This is a genomic window from Cohnella nanjingensis (genome assembly GCF_014212125.1).
In the GTDB taxonomy this organism is placed as follows: Bacteria; Bacillota; Bacilli; order Paenibacillales; family Paenibacillaceae; genus Cohnella; species Cohnella nanjingensis.
Window position 1 is genome coordinate 242,088 of sequence record NZ_JACJVP010000011.1, and the last position, 22,994, is coordinate 265,081.

Here is a 22,994-nt window from a genome sequence, read left to right on the forward strand (position 1 = left end):
CCTCAGTAGCCCTGCCGCCGCTTGTACTCGGTGGGTGAGTAAGAGGTGTACTCCTTGAAGACACGGTAGAAATGCTTGAGGTCGGCATAGCCGATCAGCTCGCTGATCTCCTGGAGGCTGCGCTCGCTCTGTTCGATCAGCGTCTTGGCCCGCTCCATGCGGCATTCCTTGAGGAAGACGACAAAGTTACGACCCGTCTCGTATTTGAAGCGGCGGCTGAAGTAGCTGGCGTTCATGCCGAAGCGGTCGGCGACCGACTGCAGGCTGACGCCGTCGGCCAGCGATTCCGAGACGTACTGTTGAACCCGCTGCAGTAGCGGGGCGTCCTGCTCGCTCTGCTCCTGGGCGATCGTATGGGCGAGCTGGCGGAGCAGCGTTCCGATCATGCCCATCAGCGAATCGCGCGTCACCGCCGTCTCCACCGCCTGCAGCCAATCCTCCAGCGACTTGCCGCTGATCGCGGCCAAGTCCAGATCCATCAGCCTTAGCTGTGCGCCGAGCCGCAGCAAATAATGGGTCGTCATCCGCCGAAGCTCGACCGGCATCATCCGGTCGGCGCCCGTCAGCCGTTCGAGAATCGCCAGGGCTTCCTCGCCGTTGCCGAGCAGCAGCTGCTCCAGGGACAGCTCGATCTGCTCCGTCGGTCCCGATGACAGATTCATTTGTTTGTCGGCGCGCAGCTCCGGCAGCGACAGCAGCTGTCCGCCGCCGCAGACGAGCCGGTAGGTGACGGCGAGCGAGGCGTCCCGATAGGCGCCGGATGCGGCGGCGAAAGGATAAAGCCCGCTCATGCCGATCGTCGCGGCGCGCCCGAAGCTTTGCCCGATCGCCTCCTTCAGCGCTGCGGCCCGGCCGCGGGCTTCGGAGACAAAAGCGGCATCGCCGGCCGTCCGGCTCATCAGGACGACGACCTGGCCGATATGATCCTGCAGTACATAGCAGCGCTCGTCGTCGGCACACCACTCCTGTACGAACTTGGTCAGCGCATAGCGGAACAGCTCCTCGTCGGACGGGCGGAAGCGCTGCGGCTCGATCCAGTCGGGACTGACGGCCAGGACGATCAGATCGTGGCCGTCGCGGTCGAGCAGCGGCGGATAGCCGGCCTCGACGAGCAGCTGGGCCAGCTCCTGATCGTCCTGGCCGAAGAGGAAATGCTGGTAGTACAGCTTTTCGGCCAGCGGCGCGGCTTTTTTGAGCGACTGCTGCAGGGCGTCCAGTCTGGCCCGCTCGCTGCGCTCGTGGTCGATCGCCTGCGCGATCTTGTCCAGCGTCTGCAGCAGCTCCCCGCGATCGAGCGGTTTGGTGATGAACGCCGCAACGCCATGGTCGATCGCCTGCTTGGCGAGCTGAAACTCCTGATAGGCGGTCAGCAAAATCCGGTGGATCTGAGGCGTCTCCGCTGCAATCCGTTCGCAGCATTCGATGCCGGTCAGTCCGGGCATCCTGTAGTCGAGGATGACCAGGTCGGGCTGCAGCCGTACGATCTCCCGCATCGCGGCTTCGCCGTCCTCGGCTTCGCCAACGAGCTCCCACTGCGGCGCGAAGCGCTGCAAAATTTTGCGGATGCCTTGACGAATCGAGGTTTCGTCATCCGCGATGATAACGCGATACATAGCGTTCGACCTCACTTTCGCTCGCAATAAGGGGCAGCAGCAGAATGACCTCCGTCCCGTGACCGGGCCGGCTGTCGATGCGCATCGCATAAGGAAGGCCGAAATACAGCTGGATGCGGGCCACTACGTTGACCAGTCCGATGCTGCCGCCGTCGTGCTGCGGCCTCAGCGTCTCCACGCCCGTCTGGCGCCGCAACTCCAGCAGGCGGTCAATCGGGATGCCCAGGCCGTCGTCCGCGACGAGCACTTTGACGGCGTCGGGCTCCGAAGTGATGCTGACGGTCAGCTTGCCTTTGCCCTGCTTCATTTCCAGCCCGTGGTAGAACGCGTTTTCGATCAGCGGCTGCACGAGCAGCCTCGGAATATAATTCGACAGGAGCGCTTCCTCGACCCGAACCGTAATGTCGAAGCGCCCGCCGTAGCGATTCTCCTGAATCAACAAGTAATTCATCAAATAGTCTTTCTCTTCTTGCAGCGTAATGAAGTCGCTGCCGGATTGAAGCGACGATCGGACAAGCTTGCCGAGCGCCGTGATCATGTCGACGGTGCCGTCGGCTTCATCGAGCTCCGCCCTCATCTTGATCGTTTCCAGCGTGTTGAATAAAAAATGCGGATTGATCTGCGATCGCAGCGCCTGCAGCTCGCTTTCCTTGCGGACGATCTCCGCCTGGTACAGATGGCGGATCGTCTCGTCCAGCCGCCGGCTCATGCGGATGAAGCTGCGGATCAGCTGTCCGAGCTCGTTGCGCGGGGGATTGTCGTATTCGATCTGAAAATCTTCGCGCTCGACCCGCTTGATGAGCGAGATCAGGCGATAGATGGGCTTGGTCATGCTGTAAGAAATGCCGGTGGATACCACCAAAGCGATCGCGATGCAGACGATGCCGATCAGCAGCATGGAGTTGCGGACCGAGGCGATGCCGGACACGATGCGGGATACGGGAACGTAGCCCACGACGGTCCAGCCCATCTTGCCTACGGGATGCTGCACGACGATCGTTTTCCGTTTGTCCAGGTCGATCATCTGCGGAACGGCGCTGTCGGCTTGAAGTCCGGCGACGGACGCCAGCAGCTCGGGCTTCACCGGATCGTCGGCGTAGACGACCTGCCTGTCCGCGTCGAGAACAAAAAAAGAGCCGTTTTTTTCGCTGTTGACGCGGCTCATTATGCGTTCGATATCCTCCAGCGTAAAATCGACCTGGAAGTAACCGGCGGTTTTCAGCAGGGTGGAGGAATAATAGATTTTGCGGATCAGGGAAAAAACCTGAAGCGGCTCTCCGTTTTGAACGAGCTGATTGGCTTCGGGCAGATGTAGGCTCAGGGTGGCGACAATCGCGTCGGAGTCGTCGAAGGCGTCGTACCAAGGCATTTGCTCGATGGAAAGGCCGGGCAGCAGATAGCTGAGACTGTAGATGCGTCTCGCGCCTTCTCCCGGCTTGCTGAAGTAAGTGATATTTTCGATGCTGCCCCGCTGCGATTGCCAGAAGCTGAAGTTTTTCTCCAGCGTCAGTTTGATATCTTCGTCCGACTGCTCCCCGGTTGCCGCGCCGGCAGTCAGCATGTCCTGCAGCTCGCGATTGTAATAGGGCATGAGCGTGAACTGCTCCAGCTCGCGGATGTACATCTCGATATTCGACGACGTGCTCACGGCGACTTGCTGCACGAAGTCGCTTACCTTTTTTTCCATGGCCTGGCTGTAAAGGCGGTAGGCGCCCAGGCCGAGCACGGACATGGGGAGCACGATGAAGATGACATAGGTGAGCACCAGCTTCTGCTTGAACGCTAATATTCGCTTCAATGCGCTCCCCGTCCTTCCATGCGATAGGCGCTTCGGCGCCGCGACGGCCCCGCAATATTAGCATGTTAACGGGCAATCGTCCAAATCTCGATAGGCGCAAGCAAGCCGTAAGACAGCAAGTCGTAGTACTCCGCCGGCGGCGGACCTTCGAGCGGCGAGCGCTTCCAGAAAAATGACCAGGAAAAAGCTCTTCATAATTGGTCTTTTGATAACCAGTATTATTAGGAGAGTCCATCCAAGACGGTTTATAATGAACAAGACTATTTCTAAGTGTAATTAAAGCATACACTTGCTTAAAACTAATTTCATCTTTGCCGAATTGTTTCTTGTTTGCAATTTCAAGAGCTGCGTTATAATTAGCGATGAATGGAGAAGATTTGGCCATTTTCTTCCATATATTTGTCAGATTCTCGCCCAACTCACTAGGTATGACTTCCATACTTTCATGGAAGGACGTCAAAAAGAACTGCTGCACGAATATGCGATAAGGATAAGTCTGACCAGCTCTGAACTGATACCTCCTCTTCGATATGAGTTCTATAATCATCTTCAAAAATATGTTGATCCTCTTACATAATCATCCAATATTAATAGTACCCGAAATTAAAACACAACTGTGCCGAAGATCGTGAAAACGAATCCGACGCATTTCATGTTTGCAAGTAAAGTTCACGTTTTTTCTGCTGCTCCCGCTGAATTCGTTGCAGGAGCCTCTGAAAGACCGGAACGAGTGGTAAAGTAGTGACCCGCCGAAAAGACGGATAGGGTCAAAGGATTTTCAAAGCGTCAGATCTGCTTAACTTTCTTGCTGGTGAAGGAATAAGCGGCCCCCTGCCAATTCGGGTAGAAGCTTGTTCCTTCTTGCTGCGATGAATGTAACAACTTCATTTCCACCACGCTTGAAAAGTAAAGTATCTAGCGCAGGTATGCTGTAGACTTGACGCAATAAAATATAATAGTTATTGTAGACTCATGAAATCTGTGTTTAAGGTGATGATGAGTGAAGTTCTCTAAGGCTACCGATTATGCCCTCCATACGATGCTTTTTCTTACTGCAGCGACTCCCCAAAAGCCAATGGGTGTACAGCAGTTGGCGGAGCGGCAACACTTCTTTTTTAAGTCAATTAAGGATAACTAATACCTTTACAATCTATATTACCAATAGGAGAGCGAGAAGATGGATGTATTCGAAAACCAGTATGATTTGATCCAACGCACAAGAGAATCATTATTTCGTTATTGCGAATCTTTGTCCCCCACAGATTATGTTAAAGAAATTGAAACCTTAGGCGGAGTTTCTATTCGCAGTCTGCATGCTCATGTAGCCGATTGTTATCGGGTATGGTTGGGGAGTCGTGCACTTGGTAAATTTCTTCCCAAAGTAAAACCAGAATCCGTTGGCAATGTACAGGAAATGCGTGAAGTTTTTAAGAAAACGGATGCCCTGGTTCATGAATTTCTGAATGAATTTAAAAACAAATGGGATCCTGCCATTCAAGCATCCTGGCAGAGCGGCAGCGCAGAGTTAACCGAATTATGGCTATTTACGCACAGCATCACCCACGAATTTCATCATAGAGGACAAATTGTAAAAATGGGCAGTCAACTCGGGTATATCCCGCCGAAAATGAACCTCGTTAAACCTTAGTGATTTCAAGGCGGGCATGATTGAATCGATAACGGGGGTGAATGGCGGCTATCGACTCAAACGAAATGGGGATCGGCAGAAGAGAATTTTTCGGCCGCGGTGGCGACCGTTGCCCCGGGATTTGAGTTGCTCATGATTGCACGGGTCATTCAAGCTGCGGGCGTAGCGCTCATACTACCGCTGATGTTCCATACAGTGCCGGTCATTAGTCCACCCGAAGGAGAAAGCTATCACAGCGATTTAAATCGGTATCAATTGGCGAACAAGAAGCAGACGGGATCCGTCTGCTTTCTTGTTCGCTTTTTTGTGCCCAAAACGAAGGAGCGATAGAGAATGATCAAGATGGTTCGTAATCTAATGACGACCGCGGCTAATCATCATTGTTGAACCGCCTACGGAAGATACGTTCATGGTGACCATCTTTGGACGCGGATACATTCTTTCGATCCCCCGGCAGTACAATCGTCCTGCCGTACAGGGAGAGAGGCAGAAACAAAGAAACGGATAAAGTTATCATGATAAGCAGGCTCGATCAATAGCTCGATCGAGCTTTTATTGCATTATTCATCGAGTTGTCAGAAAGAATTGTTCCATTCTTGAACGATTAAGGGAGAAGATGTGACCGCGATTGAACTGCTGAAGGACAGAGATATAATCAACTCAAATTACAAATCGCTTTGGAAGGGAGGTAGTAAGGAATGGGAATTGATACGGTACTGTGGAGCAAGCTGGTGACAGGAATGACACTAGGGTTCCATGCGATATTCGCGACGATTGGTGTCGGTATCCCTCTCATGATCGCGATTGCCGAGTTCATTGGCATCCGCAAGCAAGATTCTCACTACGCACTGATGGCTAAGAGGTGGGCGCGGGGGTTTGTTATATCCGTCGCGGTCGGTGTCGTAACAGGCACGGCGATCTCACTGCAATTGGCATTGGTGTGGCCGAATTTTATGAAGTTGGCGGGGAACGTTATTGCGCTTCCGTTATTCATGGAGGTGTTTGCATTCTTTTTTGAAGCTATCTTTCTAGGCATTTATCTGTATACGTGGGATCGGTTCAAGAACCCATACATTCATTGGCTGCTCACGATCCCCATTGTCGCAGGGGCAGGCATGTCCGCTGTTTTTATCACGACTGTGAATGGTTTTATGAATCAGCCCGGGGGATTTACCATGCAAGGCGGACAATTTACAGCCGTTAACCCGGTGCAAGCGATGCTGAATACGGCGACGTTCTCCAAAGTGTTCCATGTATTAAGCTCGGCCTACTTAACAGGAGCGGCTCTGCTGGCAGGAATTGCGGCCTTTACGATGCTTAGAAAAGGGGTTACTGGATATCACAAAAAGGCGCTAAAGCTTATGATGGCCGTTGTCATGTTGTTCGGACTGCTAAACACGGTAGCAGGAGATGTGTCCGCCAAGTTCTTGGCCGAGCATCAACCGGAAAAGCTGGCTGCTGCGGAATGGCATTTTGAGACCGAGAGCGGCGCGGATTTGATTCTATTAGGATGGCTTAATGCCGAGCATCAAATTATAGGCGCACTTCACCTGCCGAAGATTCTCAGCTTCCTGGCTTTTGGAAATTTTAACGCGAAAGTAACAGGTCTGAATGAATTTCCTTCGGATGAACAACCTCCGCTCCTTGTGCATTATTTTTTTGACTTGATGGCTGGCATCGGGTTTGCGTTATTGGGCATATCCGTTCTGTATTTCCTATTTGCATTATGGAAAAAACGCAATGAGCACAACAAATGGCTACTCCGCATTATTGCTTTAGGCGCGCCGCTCGCATTTTTGGGAGTCGAGCTGGGCTGGTTTTACGCCGAGTTGGGGCGGCAGCCGTGGATTTTACGAGGATATATGCGTGTAGAAGAAGCGGCGACGACATCGCCAAGCGTGAGAATTCTTTTTTTCCTCTTCCTTCTTCTCTACATCGTTTTAGGCATGGTTAGCGTTCTTGTACTTCGGCGCTTATTCAACAATAATCCGGCAGAAACCGAGATGGAGAAGCGGGCGCAGCATGCGGGCGACAAGAGGACAGGGAAGGGAGCGCATGCCTGATGAGTTACCATTTGATTGGGATTTCGGTACTTTGGCTGTTTTTGTACGGGTATCTTATTATAGCCTCCATTGACTTTGGAGCCGGTTTCTTTGCCTTTTATGCCCGCCTGACCAAGCAGGACCCCCTCATCAATCGTCTGATTTCTCGTTATTTGTCACCCGTATGGGAGATCACAAATGTATTTTTCGTCTTTTTCTACATCGGCATGATCGGATTTTTTCCGGATACAGCCTATTACTATGGCTCGGCGCTGCTTGTTCCGGGGAGTGTTGCGATCGTGCTGCTTGCGATTCGCGGGTCGTTCTATGCATTTGAAAACTATGGTTCCAAAAATAATATCGTCTATCTGTTTTTGTACGGCGCATCGGGTTTGCTGATCCCGGCTTCGTTGTCCGTGACGCTGGCCCTGTCTGAAGGCGGCTTTATCTTGAAGCAGGATCAGACGGTTTCACTGGATTACTGGGCTTTATTTACCAATCCATTGTCGTGGAGCATCGTTGGATTGGCGATTGTGTCTGTCTTGTTTATTAGCGCCTGTTTTCTGGCGTTTTACGCTACACGGGCAGAAGATCACGCTGCGCTAAAGCTTATGCGGACCTATGCGCTGTTCTGGAGCACACCGACGATTATTATCGCCCTGACGGCCTTTATCTATTTGGGGCAACACAATGAGCGGCATTATCAAAACATGATGGATTTATGGTGGCTACTTGCGCTTTCTATTGCCTTTTTCATGATTGCGATGTGGCTGTTATACCGCGGCCGCCGCTATGGGTTAGCATTTGTTTGCATCATGCTGCAATTTTTCTGTGCCTTTTTCGCTTACGGGATTGGGCAGTATCCCTATATTCTTGATCCCTACATTACGATTCAGAGCAGCGTCACCTCATCCTCAATGGGCTTCGCTCTGGTTGTTGTATTTATCGGGGGCATGTGTCTATTGATTCCTTCCCTTATTTTGGTTTTCAAGCTGTTCCTGTTCGATGCGGATTACGTAAAAGGGAAAAAATAGGCCGATTACTCGCAGGCTATTATCATAAAGGAGTTGAGTTGGGTGAAGGGGAAAAGAAGCTTGATCGCTATACAGATGACCGCCCAACGCAAACGTCTCATTTACCTGGCATTCATCTCGCTCGCACTAGGCGCCGCTATTGTAAGTCAGGCTGCATTGCTGGCTGAAGCCGTCCAGCGGATCTTTGTGGAGAGAGCATCTTTTTCATCGGTTGCCCTACTGCTCGGCATCCTACTGGTCGTGATGGCGATACGTACACTGTTGTCATATGGGAACGGGACAGTTGGTTTGCAAATGGCGGAAACCGCCAAAAAAAATATGCGAGCAGCCGTGCTTCAGAATTTTACGCATGCTTCCATGCCTTCCTCTCTTCGAGGGCAAACGGGGGGAAAGGTCAGTATGGCGCTGGATGCTGTGGATGAGGCGGATCGTTATTTCAGTCAATACATGCCGCGTATGGTGGAAGCGGTCATGATCCCCATTCTGATTTTAGTCGTTACGTTTACCCAACATGCCAATTCAGGGATCATCATGCTGGTTACGGCTCCGTTTATCCCGATTTTTATGATTTTGGTGGGGCTGAAAACGAAAAATAAATCAGAAGAAAAGTATGCGCAGTTGGCCGAATTTGCCGGTACATTTCTGGATTCCCTTCAAGGGCTCGTTACGTTAAAAATATTCGGACGGGCCCGCCGTCAGCAGCAAGAAATCGAACGCAGTAGCTTAAGATACCGTGATGCCACAATGGATATTTTGAAGATTGCGTTTACGAACACCCTCATGCTGGAATCGATTGTGATGCTGAGCATCGGGATTGTTGCTCTCGAACTGGCCATTCAGCTGCTTGTCTTCAAATCGATGTCGTTTCACACGGCCTTTTTTGTTTTGTTGCTCGTGCCCGAGTTTTACAGCTTACTAAAGAGTTCGGGCACAGCTTTTCATAATGGGCGAACCAGTATGGGGGCGATTCGCAAGGTTGAAACCATGCTCGCGGACACGAACGATAGAAACGATCCGAAAGATCAGCCGGTAGGGCTCCGGACATTCCCGAAGAAGCTGTTTCCAATGCCGCCCTCCATTGAACTGGACAATGTCCGGTTTCAGTATGCACCTGACTCATTTGAGCTGAATGCAGGCTCGATCACAATTGGTCCAGGAGAACATATTGCCCTTGTTGGTCATAGCGGATCCGGCAAAACAACCTTGCTCCATCTGATTGCTGGATTACTAAAACCGGCGTCGGGGACCATTTTGGCGAATGGAATCCCGCTTACTCATCAGAATGAGACGATATGGTTCGAACATATTAGCTACATTACGCAGCATCCTTACATTTTTGCAGGTACCTTCGCCGATAATATCGCGATCGGTGCCGGACGGAAGGTCTCCAGGGCTGAAATTGAGGTGGCGGCTGCGGACGCGGGCCTTTCGAAGGTTGTATCCCAACTGGAGCAGGGATTTGATACCCCCGTCGGTGAAGGCGGCAGAGGACTTTCCGGTGGGGAAAAGCAACGACTTGCCTTAGCGCGGGCTTTTTTGAAGCGACCCTCCATTATTTTGTTCGATGAGCCGACCGTCGGACTCGATCTTCACACCGAGGGCATCCTGCAACGTTCGATTGTAACCTTGGCAAAATCGGCGACCATGATTACGGTGGCTCACCGATTGTATACCATTCGACATGCGGACAACATTTTGTTTATGGACCATGGCGTCCTAGCGGGCTCGGGACATCACGACGAGCTTATGAAACGCCTGCCTGCGTATGCAGAGATGGTCGATGTCCAACGCAAAGGGGTGCCGGGATGAACGAGTTGGCTATTTTGTCTCAAGCTATGATTCGGGAGCGCAAGGATATTATTCTTTCCATTTTAGGCGGATTTGTCGCCGGCATCGCTGGTGTGGTCCTCTTTTCTACGAGCGGATATCTGATTTCGCAAACGGTGTTTGAACCTCCGCTTTATACGCTGATCGTACTTACTTCGTTGGTCAAGCTGCTTGGTTTGCTTCGAGCGGTGAGTCGTTATGGCGAGCGCTTATATTCCCACCGAGCGACATTCTCTATGCTTAGCCGTTTGCGATCATCCTTCTTTGCCAAGCTCATTCCTTTAACGCCAGGCATTTTAAATAAAAACCGAAGCGGGGATCTGCTTGCTCGAATCGTTGGGGATGTAGAGAGTTTGCAGCACTATTTTTTACGCGTCGCGTATCCGCCGATCATTGTAGTCATGGTGTTCTTGACGACAATGCTGGCTACCGCCTCCTTTTCTTTCTGGATGGCTTGCTTGATGCTACTCGGTATGCTGGGAACCGTATTGGTCGTGCCGGGAATCGTATTGCTAGGATATCGGAAAATCAATGGGCATGTTCGCAAGCAGCGGGCGCTGTTGTCTACGGAAGTAACAGAGGTGTTGTATGGTTTCCGGGATCTTAAAGTTTATGGGCAGCTTGCGCAGCGGGAACAGCAACTTCGCCAAGCTTCTGCTGCATTGGCAGCCGAGCAGCAGCGAGAGGCCGGACAGCTGCTACGTGGACAATCGATGCATGCCTTTGTCACGTTTCTGATTTCCTGGGGGGTGTTGGCGCTTGGTGCTTATCTGATATCGGACGGAACGCTAGCCGGCGTATATCTGGCTATGCTTGTCATGGCCTCATTAACCGTATTTGAAGAAGCAGCGTCGATGGCCACGTTGCCCGCGTATAAGCAAGATAGCGAACATGCAGCCAAGCGACTGACGGAAGAAGTATTAATTCCCACCATGCAGCCGGCGCAGCCAAGTCGCACGTTGAATACCGACCATGCCGTTTCTATTGAGCTATCCGGCGTTTCCTTTCAATATGAAGGGGAGTGGAGGCCAGCGTTGAAGAGCTTATCGTTGCAAATTCCACCAGGATCCAAAACGGCGATTGTCGGACCTAGCGGTTCAGGAAAGTCCACGCTGATCGAGTTGTTGCTCAAGCTGCGTACGCCGACGGCCGGGGATTTGCGACTGAGCGGCATATCGGTACAAGAGCTGGAGGAGTCGAGCATTTGGAAAACGGCTAATGTCGTGCTGCAGCAAAGCCATTTTTTTCGGGGAACGATCCGGGAAAACTTGCTCATGGATAGTGAGGACCATTCTGACGGCGACCTGTTGGATATCCTCGCTAAAGTGCAATTGCCGACCGCTTCATTAACCGACCCCGTGTACGAAAAGGGAGAAAATTTATCGGATGGCGAAAAACAGCGCTTGGCCCTGGCGCGGGCCATGCTTCGCAATGGAAAGCTATGGCTGCTGGATGAGCCGACGTCTTCGCTGGACTATGTGACAGAGCAACGTGTTTTGACACACCTATACGAACAAGCATCCGAAGATACGCTTCTACTGATCTGCCACCGGCTTAACGGGTTGGAAGGAATGGACAGAATCGTCGTCATGGAGCAAGGAAGGGTAATCGAAACGGGATCGTATTCAGAGTTAATGGAGCAAAACGGCTATTTTTATCAGATGAAACAAATTGAGTTACAATTAATCGGCGAAGCCCATTGACACGGAATGGTCATATTTTTCGAGGAAAATAACCACTTCGGGCCATTCGACTAGACACATAAAACGCGATAATAGCAACAGGCATAGGGTTTAAGTTCCATAAAGGAGTTGTGGAGCGGTGAGCCAAATAAACAGAGTTTTGCTTGCAGAATCATCGCAAGAGCATAGAGAGCGGATCAAATACCTGCTGGAGCTGGACCCGCTATTCGAGGTCGTAGCGGAAACTGACTGCGGAAGGGATGCGATATCACTCGCCGCTTCATTAAAGCCGGAGCTTGCGCTTGTTGCGATAGAGTTGCACGATATGAAGGGTACGCAGACCATTCAAGAAATGAAAAAGATGAATCCCCAAATGTTAATCGTATTGCAAGCGGAAAACGCTGACGTTGAGCATTTTTTTGAAGCTCTGAAAAGCGGGGCGCAAGGCTACTTGCTCAAGTCGTTGCATCCTGCTTCCTTTCACGAGTATCTGAGATCGCTCTTGATCGAGGATGCGACTCTGCCGAGAGAGCTTGGATATCAAATTTTAAAGCAGTTTGTTACTGAGAATATTCCACATGGAGAACAACCCATTCTTAGCGTAATGGAAACGGCAGTATTAAGAAATCTGTGCAGAGGATTCAACATCGAAGAAATCGCCGATCGGTTAGTAATACCGGAAAATAAAGTGAAACTTATACTGAATGATATTCTTTTTAAGTTGAAATTAAAGAATCGTACTCAGCTTGTCACTTATGCAGCCGATAATGGAATTTTTATGTCTAAGGTAAGCTCGAAAAAAAAGAAATAACTTTCAAATTCGTCCGTACTGATTGATCGAAAATACCTCTTTGCAATTAATTTACTAGCCTGCAGAAGGAGCGCTTGGATCAAATCGAGCGGTGCGCCCGCCCGGCGTCGAACCCGGTCATAGGATGCGTCGCCTACACGCGGCTTTACTGCGGTACGATCCGCAACCGCGATAGGCGAGGTCGCAGGATTTCTTGCCGCAAAAAAGTCGATTGCCGATCTGATGTCGAGCATAACCGAGTTCGAGCGGATCAAGGCTAAGTGGGGCAAGGTAATCGCCAAGTTTTAAGTGGCGGAAGGCGGTGGCATGATCATCGAAATGCCGCTATTAGACATGCTTTTAACAATAATAGCAGTATTGAGCAGCTTGCTAAGGAATATTTTCTCTCAATTGAAACCATTAAGAGAATTGTTTATTCACATTATAAGTAGAAAACGGCACTGATGAAATTTCTTCATCAGTGTTTTTTATGTCAAAAATGATTCTAAGTTATTTCAAAACGGGGAATACTAGATCCATCATCATTCGAACAACTAATGAATGGCGGATATCAAGAAAGCGAGGAAACAGTAACGATGGGCGAACAAAAAAGCAGAAGCAGACATCTGATTGATCTGGAGATCATTAGTGCAATTGATTTAATACCAACAAGCGATCTTTCCGAAGCTACGCTAATGGAATCACGTAATAATCAATCAAAAATGTTGCCACAAATCGATGTAACGCAGATGTTCCCCGTCACATTCGAAGAAAGGGCGGTGCCAAGTTATTTTGGCGGTCCTGATATTCGTATAGAAATTATTAAACCCCGCCAGCCAAAGAATAATAAGATGCCGTTATATTATTCGATTCATGGTGGCGGAATGGTTTTGGGTAGTCCAGTCGGCGATCGTTCAAGTCATGCGTCACTGGCTGCACAACATGGTTTTTGTTGCGTATCCGTGTATTACCGCCTAGCGCCAGAACATGTTCAGCCAAGTCAATTGCAGGATTGTTATTCGGGCCTAAAATGGTGTATTGAACATGCCGAGGAATTAGCGATAGATACTCAGAAAGTCGCTCTTGCGGGCAGCAGCGCCGGTGGTGGTTTAGCAGCGGGTCTAGCCCTATACATTCGTGATCAGAAGGAATTTGATATCCATCATCTAAGGCTGCGTAGCCCAATGCTCGATGACCGTACGAGTATTTCGCCAGACCATCCCTATGCCGGTGAGTTTGTTTGGACAAAACGAAGTAATTATTTCGGCTGGAAATCTGTATTAGGGCATGAACCTGGTCAGGGAGAGGTAAGTGAGTATTACGTGCCTGCGCGTGCAAAATCACTGGCCGGTTTACCACCCACTTATATAAGTATAGGCAGCATTGATTTGTTCATCGATGAAGCCTTGTTATTTGCAAAACAACTGGTCTTTGATGGTGTCTTGGTTGAATTACATGTATACCCTGGATATCACCATTTGGCTCCCATGTTTCCGAATGCGCATTTTTCTCAAGAAGGCGCTAAATCAAGCGAATACGCCTTACTGAAAGCTCTAGAGTTACAGTAATTGGGATTTCGAGCCAATACGAGTCATGTAAAACATAAGAAATTAATACAGCAATTCCCGAGATAGCTAATCCGGGGAATTGCTGTTTTTGCTTCATCGTTGTCCGTTCTTCATTTGGAAACGATACGCTTACTGTTGGCCATGCTGGCCCGCGAACCGCCGGCTGCCGCTGACTCAGCGGCAAGCGCATCCGGTTGTCTTCGCGGCTATCAACGTATAGCTAGGAAAGGGTTGGAAAACGCAAAACGAACGCCGCGCCGCCGCCCGGATCGTTATGGGCCGAAATGCGGCCGCGGCACCGCTCGACGATGGCGCGGGAAATGGCGAGGCCGAGCCCCGTCTCTCCGTTCTTTCCTTTCGCAAACCGCTGGAAAAGCTGGGGCAATAACGGTTCGGGAATCCCTTCGCCGTCGTCTGCGATTCCGATGTCGATCCCTTCTGCGTCGGCAGAAGTTTGGATGGTAATCGTTTCCTTGGCATATCGAGCCGCGTTGCCGAGGATGTTGATGAGCGCTTGCAGTACTTTCTCGCGGTCGGCATAGATCGACCACTCTTGGCCGTTGTCGAATCCGTTCATCTCGACCCGCAAGCCGTTCTTGACGAGCAGCGGATCGATGCGCTCCAACGTCTCCGCGATCAATTCCTGCACCGGGACGCGGTCCATATGGAAGATGCCTTCTTCGCTTTCCAGCTTGGCGAGAAGAATCATTTCCGTCACGATTTTTTTCAACCGTTCGCATTCCTTGACGATGGTATCCAAACCTTTAACGGCATGATCCCCCGTAAAGATGCCGTCCTTGATGCCCTCGGCGTAACCTTGAATGGACATGAGCGGCGTCTTCAACTCGTGTGAGGCATTTTGGAAAAACTGCTTCTGCGTGTGCTGGTATTTATCCAATTCGCCGGCGAGATCGTAGACGGCCTTCGCGACATCTCCGATCTCGCCTCCCGTTTCAATCAACCGGACTTCGGAGAAACGGCGTTTCTCCACCTTGTTCAATTCCTTCTTCAAATCCCCGAGGGGTTTGACGAGTCTCCTCGTGATGAGCATGCTCAGCAGAAAAGCGACGATCCCGCCGACGGACAGGATGATCATCAACCGTTTAAACAAGGCGAGCTGCATCGCTTTGATCTTGCTTAGCGGGGTTGCCATGACGGCCGTGACCGCCTGCCCGTCCAGTTCGATGCTTGGGCTTGTCGTTAACGTTTCGACGATATATCGATCGTCTTTTCCTTGCCAGATTCCTCCCGAGCTGGGGATGCCTTTCATTGATAAGTCCACCAGTTCCGTCGTTGCTTCGCCGGACAGGGTACTGTAGACGACTTTCTCCCCGGGCGCGATCAGTACCGCGTTCGTGATCCCGGCAGCAGGGATCGTCTTGGCGACGGGCTGCACATTCGATTCTTGCACCGGTTTCTGCGACTCCGTATCTAGCAACGGCATGACCGGTGATAGATTCATCAGCAAGCTGGCTTGGTCACGCATCTCTTTCCGTTGGTTGTCCACCAAATTATCGAGCAGCAGCGGATAAATCAGAACCGCCGTAATCGCCAAAATACATAGCAGCAGCAAGGCAAAAGAAAGATGAAGCCGATAAATCATTTTCATCTTAGGGTCCCGTCCTTTCCATTCGCAGCCGATAGCCGTGTCCCCAGACGGTATCGACCGGAAGCTCCTTTATTTTTCTCCGCAGCCGTTTCACCAGATCGTCGATCGCCCGGTCGCTGCCGTAATAATTGTCTCCCCAAATCAACGTAAGCAGCTCGTCCCGCGTGAACGCCCGATTCGGCTGTTCGGACAACGTCTGCAGCAGTTTAAATTCCTTCAGCGTCATTTCGACTTCCTCCCCGCGCCAGAATACGCGCCGTTCCTCCAAGACGAGCCGCAGGTCGCCAGCTTCGATCGCCGTATGTCCGGGCTGCGAAGGGACGGGATTCTCCATAGCTTGGCGAATCGAGCCGACCCGATGGAACAAGCGGTTCACGCGCGCGACCAATTCCCTCGGGCTGAACGGCTTCGTCAAGTAATCGTCGCCGCCGAGCTCGATCCCGAGGATGCGGTCGACTTCTTCATCCCGCGCCGAGATCATGACGATCGGCACTTCCGCCTCTTTGCGGAATAACCGGCACAGCTCGAAGCCGTTCATCCCCGGAAGCATGATGTCGAGAATCCACATGTCGGGCGGATCGTTCTTCCACAGCTCCAACGCGGATTCCCCCGTCGACAACGCCATCGTTCGGTATCCTTCTTTATTCAAATAAGCCTCCACGATTTCCCGGATCTGGGCATCGTCGTCGACTACGGCGATTTGATAGGACTTCATGCTCCAACCTCCTAACCTTAACGAGATCGATTTTAGCACAAAAGATTCGGCTGCGGCCCGATTCCACACTTTTTACACAGCTCTTCCAAATTTACTACCCGAATTTGTTTGTACACTATTCGACGTAAGCAAAGCCGTTCCGCGCAGATCGATTGCCGGCTCTCGATTGGAGGTTTCTTCATGAAATTGCACCGCCTGGCCCGCAGGGAGCTTCTGGCTGCCCTTGGTTTTCTGGCTCCGAGCCTGGCCGGATTTTCCGTCTTCTATCTCATTCCGTTCGGCCAGAGCGTCCTGAACTCGTTCCAGGATCGTCTTGGCGGAAGCTTCACGTTGTCCAACTACAAGGAACTGCTCCTTAGTTCCTCGTTTCAGAAAGCGGCGTCCAACACGTTCTGGTTCACCGCGATCAGCGTGCCGATCCTCGTCGCCGTATCGCTCATGCTGGCGTTGCTCTTGAATCAGCGGGTATTCATCCGGAACTGGCTTCGCACCGCTTATGTCCTGCCGCTTGTGGTGCCGGTCGCTTCCATCGTGCTTGTCTGGCAGATCCTCTTCGATTGGAACGGCGCATTAAACGCCGTTTTGCAGCATTTCGGCCATAGCCGCCACGACTGGATGAAATCCGAATGGGCCGGCTTTGTGATCGTGCTGGTCTATGTATGGAAAAACATCGGATACAACGTCATCCTGTTCCTGGCCGGCTTGCAGAACATTCCGGATCCATATTATGAAATCGCCGATCTGGAAGGGGCCGGCTCCGTTCGCAAGCTGTTCGGAATTACGCTCACGTATTTGACGCCGACGACGTTTCTGGTCGTGCTCATGTCCGTGCTGAATTCGTTCAAGGTGTTCCGCGAGACGTATCTCGTTGCCGGCGCTTACCCGCACGACCGCATCTATATGATGCAGCATTACATGAACAATATGTTTTTGTCTCTCGATATCCAGAAAGTTTCGTCCGCGGCGGTGTTCATGGCGCTTTGCATTACGGCGCTCGTGCTCGTCCTGTTCCGTACGGAGCGGATTTTCCGCTCTTATATGGAGTAAGCGCAAGAAAGAGGGGAATGACGTGAAAAAGGAATGGGTCACACCGCTGTTGCGCTCGTTGCTGCTGATGGCCGTCGCCGTTCTGCTGCTGATGCCCGTCGTCTTGACCGTCGTCAGTTCCTTCATGACGGAGCGGGAAATAGCGGCGAATTACGGCATGCTAGGCAAAACCGACACAAGCGTATTCGTCAATCTCAAATGGATTCCCGACTGGGTGTCGTTCCAGCAATACAACAAAGTATTGATCGCGACGCCGAAATTTCTGTACCTGTTCTGGAATTCCGTATATCTGGTGGCTCCCATCATCATCGGACAAGCGTCGGTAGCCACGCTCGCCGCGTTCGCGTTCGGAAAGCTGGTCTTTCCGGGCAGGGAAGGATTGTTCTTCCTTTACTTGATGACGATGCTGATGCCGTTCCAGGTGACGCTCGTGCCCAACTATTTGATGGCCGATCGGCTGGGTCTCCTGAATCACCCCGGCTCCATCATCTTGCCCGGCGTGTTCGGCGCCTTCGGCGTGTTTTTGCTGCGGCAATTCATGCTCCACATCCATTCGGCTTATATCGAAGCGGCCAAAATGGACGGGGCGGGATACTTGCGCATCTTCCTATCGGTTGCGCTGCCGATGGTGAAGCCGGGCATCGCCGCACTCCTAGTGCTCTTGTTCGTCGACTATTGGAACATGGTCGAGCAGCCGCTTATTTTTCTGCAGGACGCCGCGATGCAGCCGCTTTCGGTCTTCCTCTCCCGCCTCCAGAAAGAGGAGTTCGGCGTCTCGTTTGCCGTCTCGGTTGTCTATATGATGCCTATGGTGCTCCTGTTCTTAAGCGCCGAACGGTATTTTATCGAAGGAATCCAGCTTTCCGGCGTGAAAGGCTGAGCGAAAGGAGATTGGCTACATGGCACTGCGAAGACAACGAATGGCCGGCCTGGCATTGGTGGCGTTCCTCCTCGTATTGGCGGGGTTGACGTTGTTCAGCCAAACGCTTCAAACCGCCTTGCTGCCCAAAGTGGCGACGGCGAAGCCCGAAAATAAAAAGTTGGCCCATCGCATCGAAGGCAGCGGCCTGATCGCGCCGCGCAAGCAAGTCGAGTTAAACAGCGACAGCGGCTGGAAAGTGGCGAAAGTGCACGTCCGTAATGAGGACCAAGTCAAGAAGGGCCAGGTGCTCGTGACGTTCGACGGAACGGAGGCGCAGCAGCAGCTTCTCGATGCGGAAGACGAGCTGAAGAAACGGAATTTGAATCGGGAGCTGCTGCAAGAACAGTTCATGGCCGCCCAGCGAACAGAAGACGAGGAGATGATTCGCAAAGCGAAACGCGACTTGGAATTGGATCGGCTGGACCGGGACATCGCGATGCGGAGAATCGAAACGCTGCGCAAAAATCTGGCGCAAAAACGCACGTTGACAGCGCCTGTGAACGGCAAAGTGGCGAATCTGCAAGCCCAGGAAGGCATGAGCGTTCCCCAAGGACAGCCGGTGCTGACGCTGGTGAAAACCGGCGAGGGGTTCCAATTCACCTTCACGTTGGATAAAGAGTCCGCTGATTTGATGAGAAAAAACGAGAAGGTGACGGTTAACGTGAATGGAGATAAGCCCCGGCAGATCGAAGGAACAGTCGTCGAAATGAAGGACGCCTCCCAGGGAGGCGGAGGCGGAGGGTCTGAAAACAAACCGGGCATGGATAACGGCAATCCGGACGGAGGCGCCAAGGCTCAAAAAACGATCGTCGTCTACGTGTCGGGGGACGGTCTGCAAGGAGGTGAGTCAGCCAGCGTTAACTTGGAGAAGCCGTTCAAAGAGCAGGGGCTCGTCATCAGCAAAAAGTGGCTTAAAAAAGACGGGTCCGGAAGCTACGTATTCGTCGTTCGCGAGAAGCGAAGCTCGCTCGGCAACACGTACACGGTCCAGAAGGCTTACGTGAAGACAGGGAACGGGAACGACGAGGAGATCGTCGTGCTCGGAGGCGTTTACCTGGACGAAGAAATTGTGACGGAGTCGAGCGAACCGCTGCAGGCAGGCAATCGGGTTCGATTAAATTGAGAGGATGATTGATATGAAAAAAATAGGGTTCATCATGATGCTGTCCATTGTTCTGATATTATCCGCTTGTACCGGCAACAACGGAGGCGAGACCAAAGGCAATCCCCAAGGCGAATCCGCCGGTGAACACTCAGGCGAGACGAAAGGGGAGACGAAGGGCGAAACGAAGAGCGGCAAAAAAACCGTCGTCTTATCTGTCATGATGAATAATCGTTTCTTTGAAACCGCAGCGCGTAAATTTGAGAACAAGCATCCGGATATTCACATCGAAATCAAGGAATACAAGGCGTCTGAGGATGGGGGAGGCGGTATGTCCATGCAAGCCATCTCGCTTGCAGACGTGGAAAAGTACGTTCAATCGGTGACAACGCAGGTTCTTTCCGGCAAAGGACCCGATCTTATCCTCATGAGTGAATTGCCGCAGGACAAATTCGTAGCCAAAAAACTGCTGGTTGATCTGAACGATCTATTTTCCAAGATCAGTTCGATCGATCGAAAGGCGTTGTACGCTAACATATTGGAGGCATCCAAGGACGGAGATGGCCTGTATGCCGTGCCGCTTTCCTTTTCGCTAGACCTGTTTTTAGGAAATACCGAGATGTTGAAGAAGGCAAATCTTTCAGTCGACCATTATCAATCATGGAGCTGGAACGAATTCAAGGATGTTGCCCAAAAGTTGAAACAAAGCAATCCCGAAACTTACGCTGACTTGGACCCAACGTCGCTGCTCCTGGATTTTATGGAGGACAAATACGTAGAGCTGGTCGGCCAAGGCAAGCCGAACTTCGACTCGGATCTGTTCCGCAATATGCTGAAGGAAATTAAGTCGATGTATGACGAAGGCTTGCTCAGCGAAGGAATGACGTTCGCTGACAACAAAGCGGCATTTCGAATGTCGGGTATATACGGCCTCGAGCAAGCGCTGACGATGCCTGAGGGGATGGACTATTACCAGAAGCCGAGCGCGGCGGGAGATCAGAAAGGTGCACCGTTCAAGGCCAGTTACAGCTTGGGGATCAACAGCAAATCCGAAGTTCAACAGGAAGCATGGGAATTTATCTCGTTCTTGCTTTCGGACGAAATGCAAGAGGATCCGAATCTCATAGGAGTGCCGATCAATAAAGCCGTAGCCGAAAAAAGATTGCAGGAAATTTTGCAAAAAATCGAGAATGGAACGCTGGAAACGATGATGCCGAAAGACATGCTGCCGAGTGTCGAAACGGTGAAACAACGGATTGAAGCGATCGAGCGGATGATCCCGAAGTCGGATTTCCGCAGATTCAGCGATATGAAGGTGCTAACGATCGCGATGGAGGAGTTCAATAGCTTCATGAGCGGGCAGAAATCCGCGGAAGACGTCAGCAAGCTGATCCAGAACCGCGTGAAGACGTATTTGAATGAGTAACGAAAAAGAGCACCGGCCAAAAAAGCACCGGCCAAAACAGACAAGAAGAAAAAGAGCAAATAAGTTGCCGCAGGTTATTAAGAGCATCCAGGGAACCGTTCCTGGCTGCTCTTTCTTTTATGCGCTTTTCATCCTAAGATCACTTGATCTCCTTTCATAGCCGCACTCTCCCCATCACATCGGAATTAAAATTAGTACCAAATTCATTTAATCCATTCCATTTTATTGATTGGGGTTGCGAGTATCATTAATGACATGACATAAAAAAAGGGATGATGATCAAATTGAAAGCGGTTTTAGACAACGAAGACCTTGTCCAAATGAGCCGAAAAAACCGAAAAAATAGCTTCCTGCATGCCTTAAAAAGAGATTATCTGCTGTATGGACTCTTGCTATTGCCAATCGCGTATTTGATCATCTTTAAATATGCTCCCATATACGGCATTTTAATGGCATTTCAGGATTACAACATCTTTCAGGGAATCGGCGGGAGCGAGTGGGTTGGGCTTGACGTCTTCAAATTCATTTTTCACCAAAATAGCTTTTACCGCGCGCTTACCAACACACTTGTTCTAAACCTTCTGGATTTGGTAGCGGGTTTCCCGGCACCGATCATACTGGCCATTTTGTTGTTTGAAATCCGGTATGTGAAATTTAAAAAAGCAACCCAAACGGTTCTGTACTTGCCGCACTTCTTGTCGTGGATCATTATCGGAGGCATGGTATATCTGATCTTTTCCTCGCACGGCATGGCGAATAACCTGTTAAATGCCCTTGGTTTGGGCAGCATCGAGTTTCTTTCTCAAAAAACGAACTGGCTGATCATGTATGTCATTGTCGGGATCTGGCAAAATGCGGGATGGGGTACAATCCTATATTTAGCTGCAATGACGGGGATCAATAGGGAGCTATTCGAGGCTTCAGATATTGATGGATGCAGCAGACTTCGTAAGATCTGGCATATTACTTTGCCTGGAATTAAGCATACCATTATTATTTTGCTTATTCTCCAAATCGGAAGAATGGTGTCGATCGGGTTTGATCGGCCGTTCGTGATGGGAAATTCACTGGTAAGCGAATACTCCGATGTAATCAGTACGTTTGTGTACCGGGTAGGCATTGGCTCCGGGGATTTTTCGCAGGCAACGGCAGTCGGGCTATTTCAGTCTGTGGTAGGGTTGATATTTTTAGTGACAGCAAATTACATCGCTAAGAAAGTCGGCGAGCAGGGAATTTGGTAAGGAGGGCGAGACTGTTGAGCAGCAAGCGAAAAATGAATGTGGCAGATATCGTGATGATCTTCTTTCTTACCGGCGTAGCTATTACTTGTCTGGTTCCATTTCTATATATGATTGCTCTTTCTCTAAGCTCGAATAATGCGATTATTTCTCAGAAGGTTACCCTTTGGCCGGTAGAATTCACATTGGAAACCTATAAAACGATCTTAAGCGATACCGAAATGATTTATACATTGGGCTACACGATCGTGCTTACCGTTTTATATACATTCGCTTGCATGTTTTTAACGATATGCGCGGCGTATCCGCTTACAAAGAAAAGATTAAAAGGAAGAAACACGATCTTAACCCTGATGATCTTTACCATGTATTTTGGCGGAGGTTTAATACCTACCTACATTCTGGTAAAGAACCTGGCATTGACAAATACGATGATGGGCTTGATTTTGCCTGGTGCGATGAGCGTTTTCAATATGATTATTCTCAAAACCTTCTTTACAGAGCTTCCGGAAAACCTGGAAGAATCGGCAGCTATCGATGGCTGCAATGACCTGGGGATCCTTGTACGAATTGTTCTTCCGTTATCTTTGCCTGCGATCGCAACTTTAAGCCTCTTTTACGCGGTTGACAGATGGAACGGTTTCCAGGATGCGCTTTTTTATATCACCGATAAGCACTTGTTTCCGATGCAATTAAAGCTCTACCAAATCATTTCGGCCAATCAACAGTTAGATACCCAGCAAGGCGAGGGCAGCGTCGGCGCTTATATTGTTCCTGAGTCGCTGAAAGCTGCAAGCGTCATGTTTGCAACCGTTCCGATCCTGCTTGTTTACCCTAAACTTCAAAAATATTTTGTTGATGGCGTCATGACGGGGGCCATTAAGGGGTGATACCCCGGGTGATCCCTACAGGAAGGGGGTGAATACGCTGCCG

17 protein-coding genes and 1 pseudogene are annotated in these 22,994 nt (G+C 50.7%); 14 read left to right on the forward strand and 4 right to left on the reverse strand.

Annotated features, from left to right (window positions below):
* Positions 1-2: 2 nt before the first annotated feature.
* The gene (locus H7C19_RS08965) at positions 3-1,613 is read right to left on the reverse strand and encodes a response regulator transcription factor (RefSeq protein WP_185142298.1); all 1,611 of its coding nucleotides are present in this window, start codon (positions 1,611-1,613) and stop codon (positions 3-5) included.
* A complete protein-coding gene (locus tag H7C19_RS08970) occupies positions 1,588-3,411 on the reverse strand; it encodes a cache domain-containing sensor histidine kinase (RefSeq protein WP_185142299.1) in 1,824 nt (607 codons plus the stop codon). Before H7C19_RS08970 ends, H7C19_RS08965 begins: the two co-directional genes overlap by 26 nt.
* A gap of 1,000 nt (positions 3,412-4,411) precedes the next feature.
* Between H7C19_RS08970 and H7C19_RS34680 the strand changes: the two are divergent.
* The 8 genes and pseudogenes from H7C19_RS34680 to H7C19_RS09010 form a co-directional block, all read left to right on the forward strand.
* A pseudogene (locus tag H7C19_RS34680) lies at positions 4,412-4,516 on the forward strand (transcriptional regulator); the annotation flags it as partial.
* Positions 4,517-4,588: 72 nt separating this feature from the next.
* Entirely contained in the window at positions 4,589-5,059 is a 471-nt protein-coding gene (locus H7C19_RS08980) for a DinB family protein (RefSeq protein ID WP_185142300.1), read from the forward strand.
* A gap of 698 nt (positions 5,060-5,757) precedes the next feature.
* On the forward strand, positions 5,758-7,122 hold the full coding sequence (locus H7C19_RS08985) for a cytochrome ubiquinol oxidase subunit I (protein ID WP_185142301.1): 1,365 nt from the start codon (positions 5,758-5,760) through the stop codon (positions 7,120-7,122).
* The gene (locus H7C19_RS08990) at positions 7,122-8,135 is read left to right on the forward strand and encodes a cytochrome d ubiquinol oxidase subunit II (protein ID WP_185142302.1); all 1,014 of its coding nucleotides are present in this window, start codon (positions 7,122-7,124) and stop codon (positions 8,133-8,135) included. Before H7C19_RS08985 ends, H7C19_RS08990 begins: the two co-directional genes overlap by 1 nt.
* A 42-nt stretch (positions 8,136-8,177) precedes the next feature.
* Positions 8,178-9,944 carry a thiol reductant ABC exporter subunit CydD gene (gene cydD / locus H7C19_RS08995; protein WP_185142303.1) on the forward strand — a complete coding sequence of 589 codons (1,767 nt, stop codon included), beginning with the start codon at positions 8,178-8,180 and terminating at the stop codon, positions 9,942-9,944.
* The gene (cydC, locus tag H7C19_RS09000) at positions 9,941-11,665 is read left to right on the forward strand and encodes a thiol reductant ABC exporter subunit CydC (RefSeq protein ID WP_185142304.1); all 1,725 of its coding nucleotides are present in this window, start codon (positions 9,941-9,943) and stop codon (positions 11,663-11,665) included. The genes cydD and cydC overlap by 4 nt, the downstream gene beginning before the upstream one ends.
* Positions 11,666-11,783: 118 nt before the next feature.
* The gene (locus H7C19_RS09005; RefSeq protein WP_185142305.1) at positions 11,784-12,455 is read left to right on the forward strand and encodes a response regulator; all 672 of its coding nucleotides are present in this window, start codon (positions 11,784-11,786) and stop codon (positions 12,453-12,455) included.
* A 575-nt stretch (positions 12,456-13,030) separates the two neighbouring features.
* Positions 13,031-14,002: an alpha/beta hydrolase gene (locus H7C19_RS09010; protein WP_185142306.1), complete on the forward strand. Its 972-nt coding sequence runs from the start codon at positions 13,031-13,033 to the stop codon at positions 14,000-14,002.
* A 220-nt stretch (positions 14,003-14,222) separates the two neighbouring features.
* Here the strand turns inward: H7C19_RS09010 and H7C19_RS09015 are convergent, their stop codons facing one another.
* Both H7C19_RS09015 and H7C19_RS09020 read right to left on the reverse strand, forming a co-directional pair.
* Positions 14,223-15,611, reverse strand: a complete 1,389-nt coding sequence (locus tag H7C19_RS09015) for a sensor histidine kinase (RefSeq protein ID WP_185142307.1) — start codon at positions 15,609-15,611, stop codon at positions 14,223-14,225.
* Between the two features lies 1 nt (position 15,612).
* On the reverse strand, positions 15,613-16,326 hold the full coding sequence (locus H7C19_RS09020) for a response regulator transcription factor (protein ID WP_185142308.1): 714 nt from the start codon (positions 16,324-16,326) through the stop codon (positions 15,613-15,615).
* Positions 16,327-16,506: 180 nt separating this feature from the next.
* On the opposite strand from H7C19_RS09020, the gene H7C19_RS09025 reads away from it, so the two are divergent.
* The 6 genes from H7C19_RS09025 to H7C19_RS09050 all read left to right on the forward strand — a co-directional run bounded on the left by H7C19_RS09025 (position 16,507) and on the right by H7C19_RS09050 (position 22,951).
* A complete protein-coding gene (locus H7C19_RS09025) occupies positions 16,507-17,373 on the forward strand; it encodes a carbohydrate ABC transporter permease (RefSeq protein ID WP_185142309.1) in 867 nt (288 codons plus the stop codon).
* 67 nt (positions 17,374-17,440) lie between these two features.
* A complete protein-coding gene (locus tag H7C19_RS09030) occupies positions 17,441-18,253 on the forward strand; it encodes a carbohydrate ABC transporter permease (protein ID WP_246469403.1) in 813 nt (270 codons plus the stop codon).
* Positions 18,254-18,272: 19 nt separating this feature from the next.
* Complete coding sequence (locus tag H7C19_RS09035) at positions 18,273-19,418, forward strand: efflux RND transporter periplasmic adaptor subunit (RefSeq protein ID WP_185142311.1); 1,146 nt, start codon at positions 18,273-18,275, stop codon at positions 19,416-19,418.
* Positions 19,419-19,431: 13 nt separating this feature from the next.
* Entirely contained in the window at positions 19,432-20,823 is a 1,392-nt protein-coding gene (locus tag H7C19_RS09040) for an ABC transporter substrate-binding protein (protein WP_185142312.1), read from the forward strand.
* Between the two features lie 320 nt (positions 20,824-21,143).
* Positions 21,144-22,064, forward strand: a complete 921-nt coding sequence (locus H7C19_RS09045) for an ABC transporter permease (protein WP_185142373.1) — start codon at positions 21,144-21,146, stop codon at positions 22,062-22,064.
* A gap of 14 nt (positions 22,065-22,078) precedes the next feature.
* Positions 22,079-22,951 (forward strand): carbohydrate ABC transporter permease, encoded by an 873-nt coding sequence (locus tag H7C19_RS09050; protein ID WP_376775340.1) that lies wholly within the window; start codon positions 22,079-22,081, stop codon positions 22,949-22,951.
* The last annotated feature ends 43 nt before the right edge of the window (positions 22,952-22,994 follow it).

Coding starts and splice junctions, on each gene's coding strand:
- H7C19_RS08980 (WP_185142300.1), top strand. CDS start 4,589: ATGGATGTATTCGAAAACCAGTATGATTTGATCCAACGCACAAGAGAA.
- H7C19_RS08965 (WP_185142298.1), bottom strand. CDS start 1,613: ATGTATCGCGTTATCATCGCGGATGACGAAACCTCGATTCGTCAAGGC.
- H7C19_RS09045 (WP_185142373.1), top strand. CDS start 21,144: ATGAGCCGAAAAAACCGAAAAAATAGCTTCCTGCATGCCTTAAAAAGA.
- H7C19_RS09035 (WP_185142311.1), top strand. CDS start 18,273: ATGGCACTGCGAAGACAACGAATGGCCGGCCTGGCATTGGTGGCGTTC.
- cydC (WP_185142304.1), top strand. CDS start 9,941: ATGAACGAGTTGGCTATTTTGTCTCAAGCTATGATTCGGGAGCGCAAG.
- H7C19_RS09025 (WP_185142309.1), top strand. CDS start 16,507: ATGAAATTGCACCGCCTGGCCCGCAGGGAGCTTCTGGCTGCCCTTGGT.
- H7C19_RS09030 (WP_246469403.1), top strand. CDS start 17,441: ATGGCCGTCGCCGTTCTGCTGCTGATGCCCGTCGTCTTGACCGTCGTC.
- H7C19_RS09040 (WP_185142312.1), top strand. CDS start 19,432: ATGAAAAAAATAGGGTTCATCATGATGCTGTCCATTGTTCTGATATTA.
- H7C19_RS08985 (WP_185142301.1), top strand. CDS start 5,758: ATGGGAATTGATACGGTACTGTGGAGCAAGCTGGTGACAGGAATGACA.
- H7C19_RS09015 (WP_185142307.1), bottom strand. CDS start 15,611: ATGAAAATGATTTATCGGCTTCATCTTTCTTTTGCCTTGCTGCTGCTA.
- H7C19_RS09010 (WP_185142306.1), top strand. CDS start 13,031: ATGGGCGAACAAAAAAGCAGAAGCAGACATCTGATTGATCTGGAGATC.
- H7C19_RS09020 (WP_185142308.1), bottom strand. CDS start 16,326: ATGAAGTCCTATCAAATCGCCGTAGTCGACGACGATGCCCAGATCCGG.
- H7C19_RS08990 (WP_185142302.1), top strand. CDS start 7,122: ATGAGTTACCATTTGATTGGGATTTCGGTACTTTGGCTGTTTTTGTAC.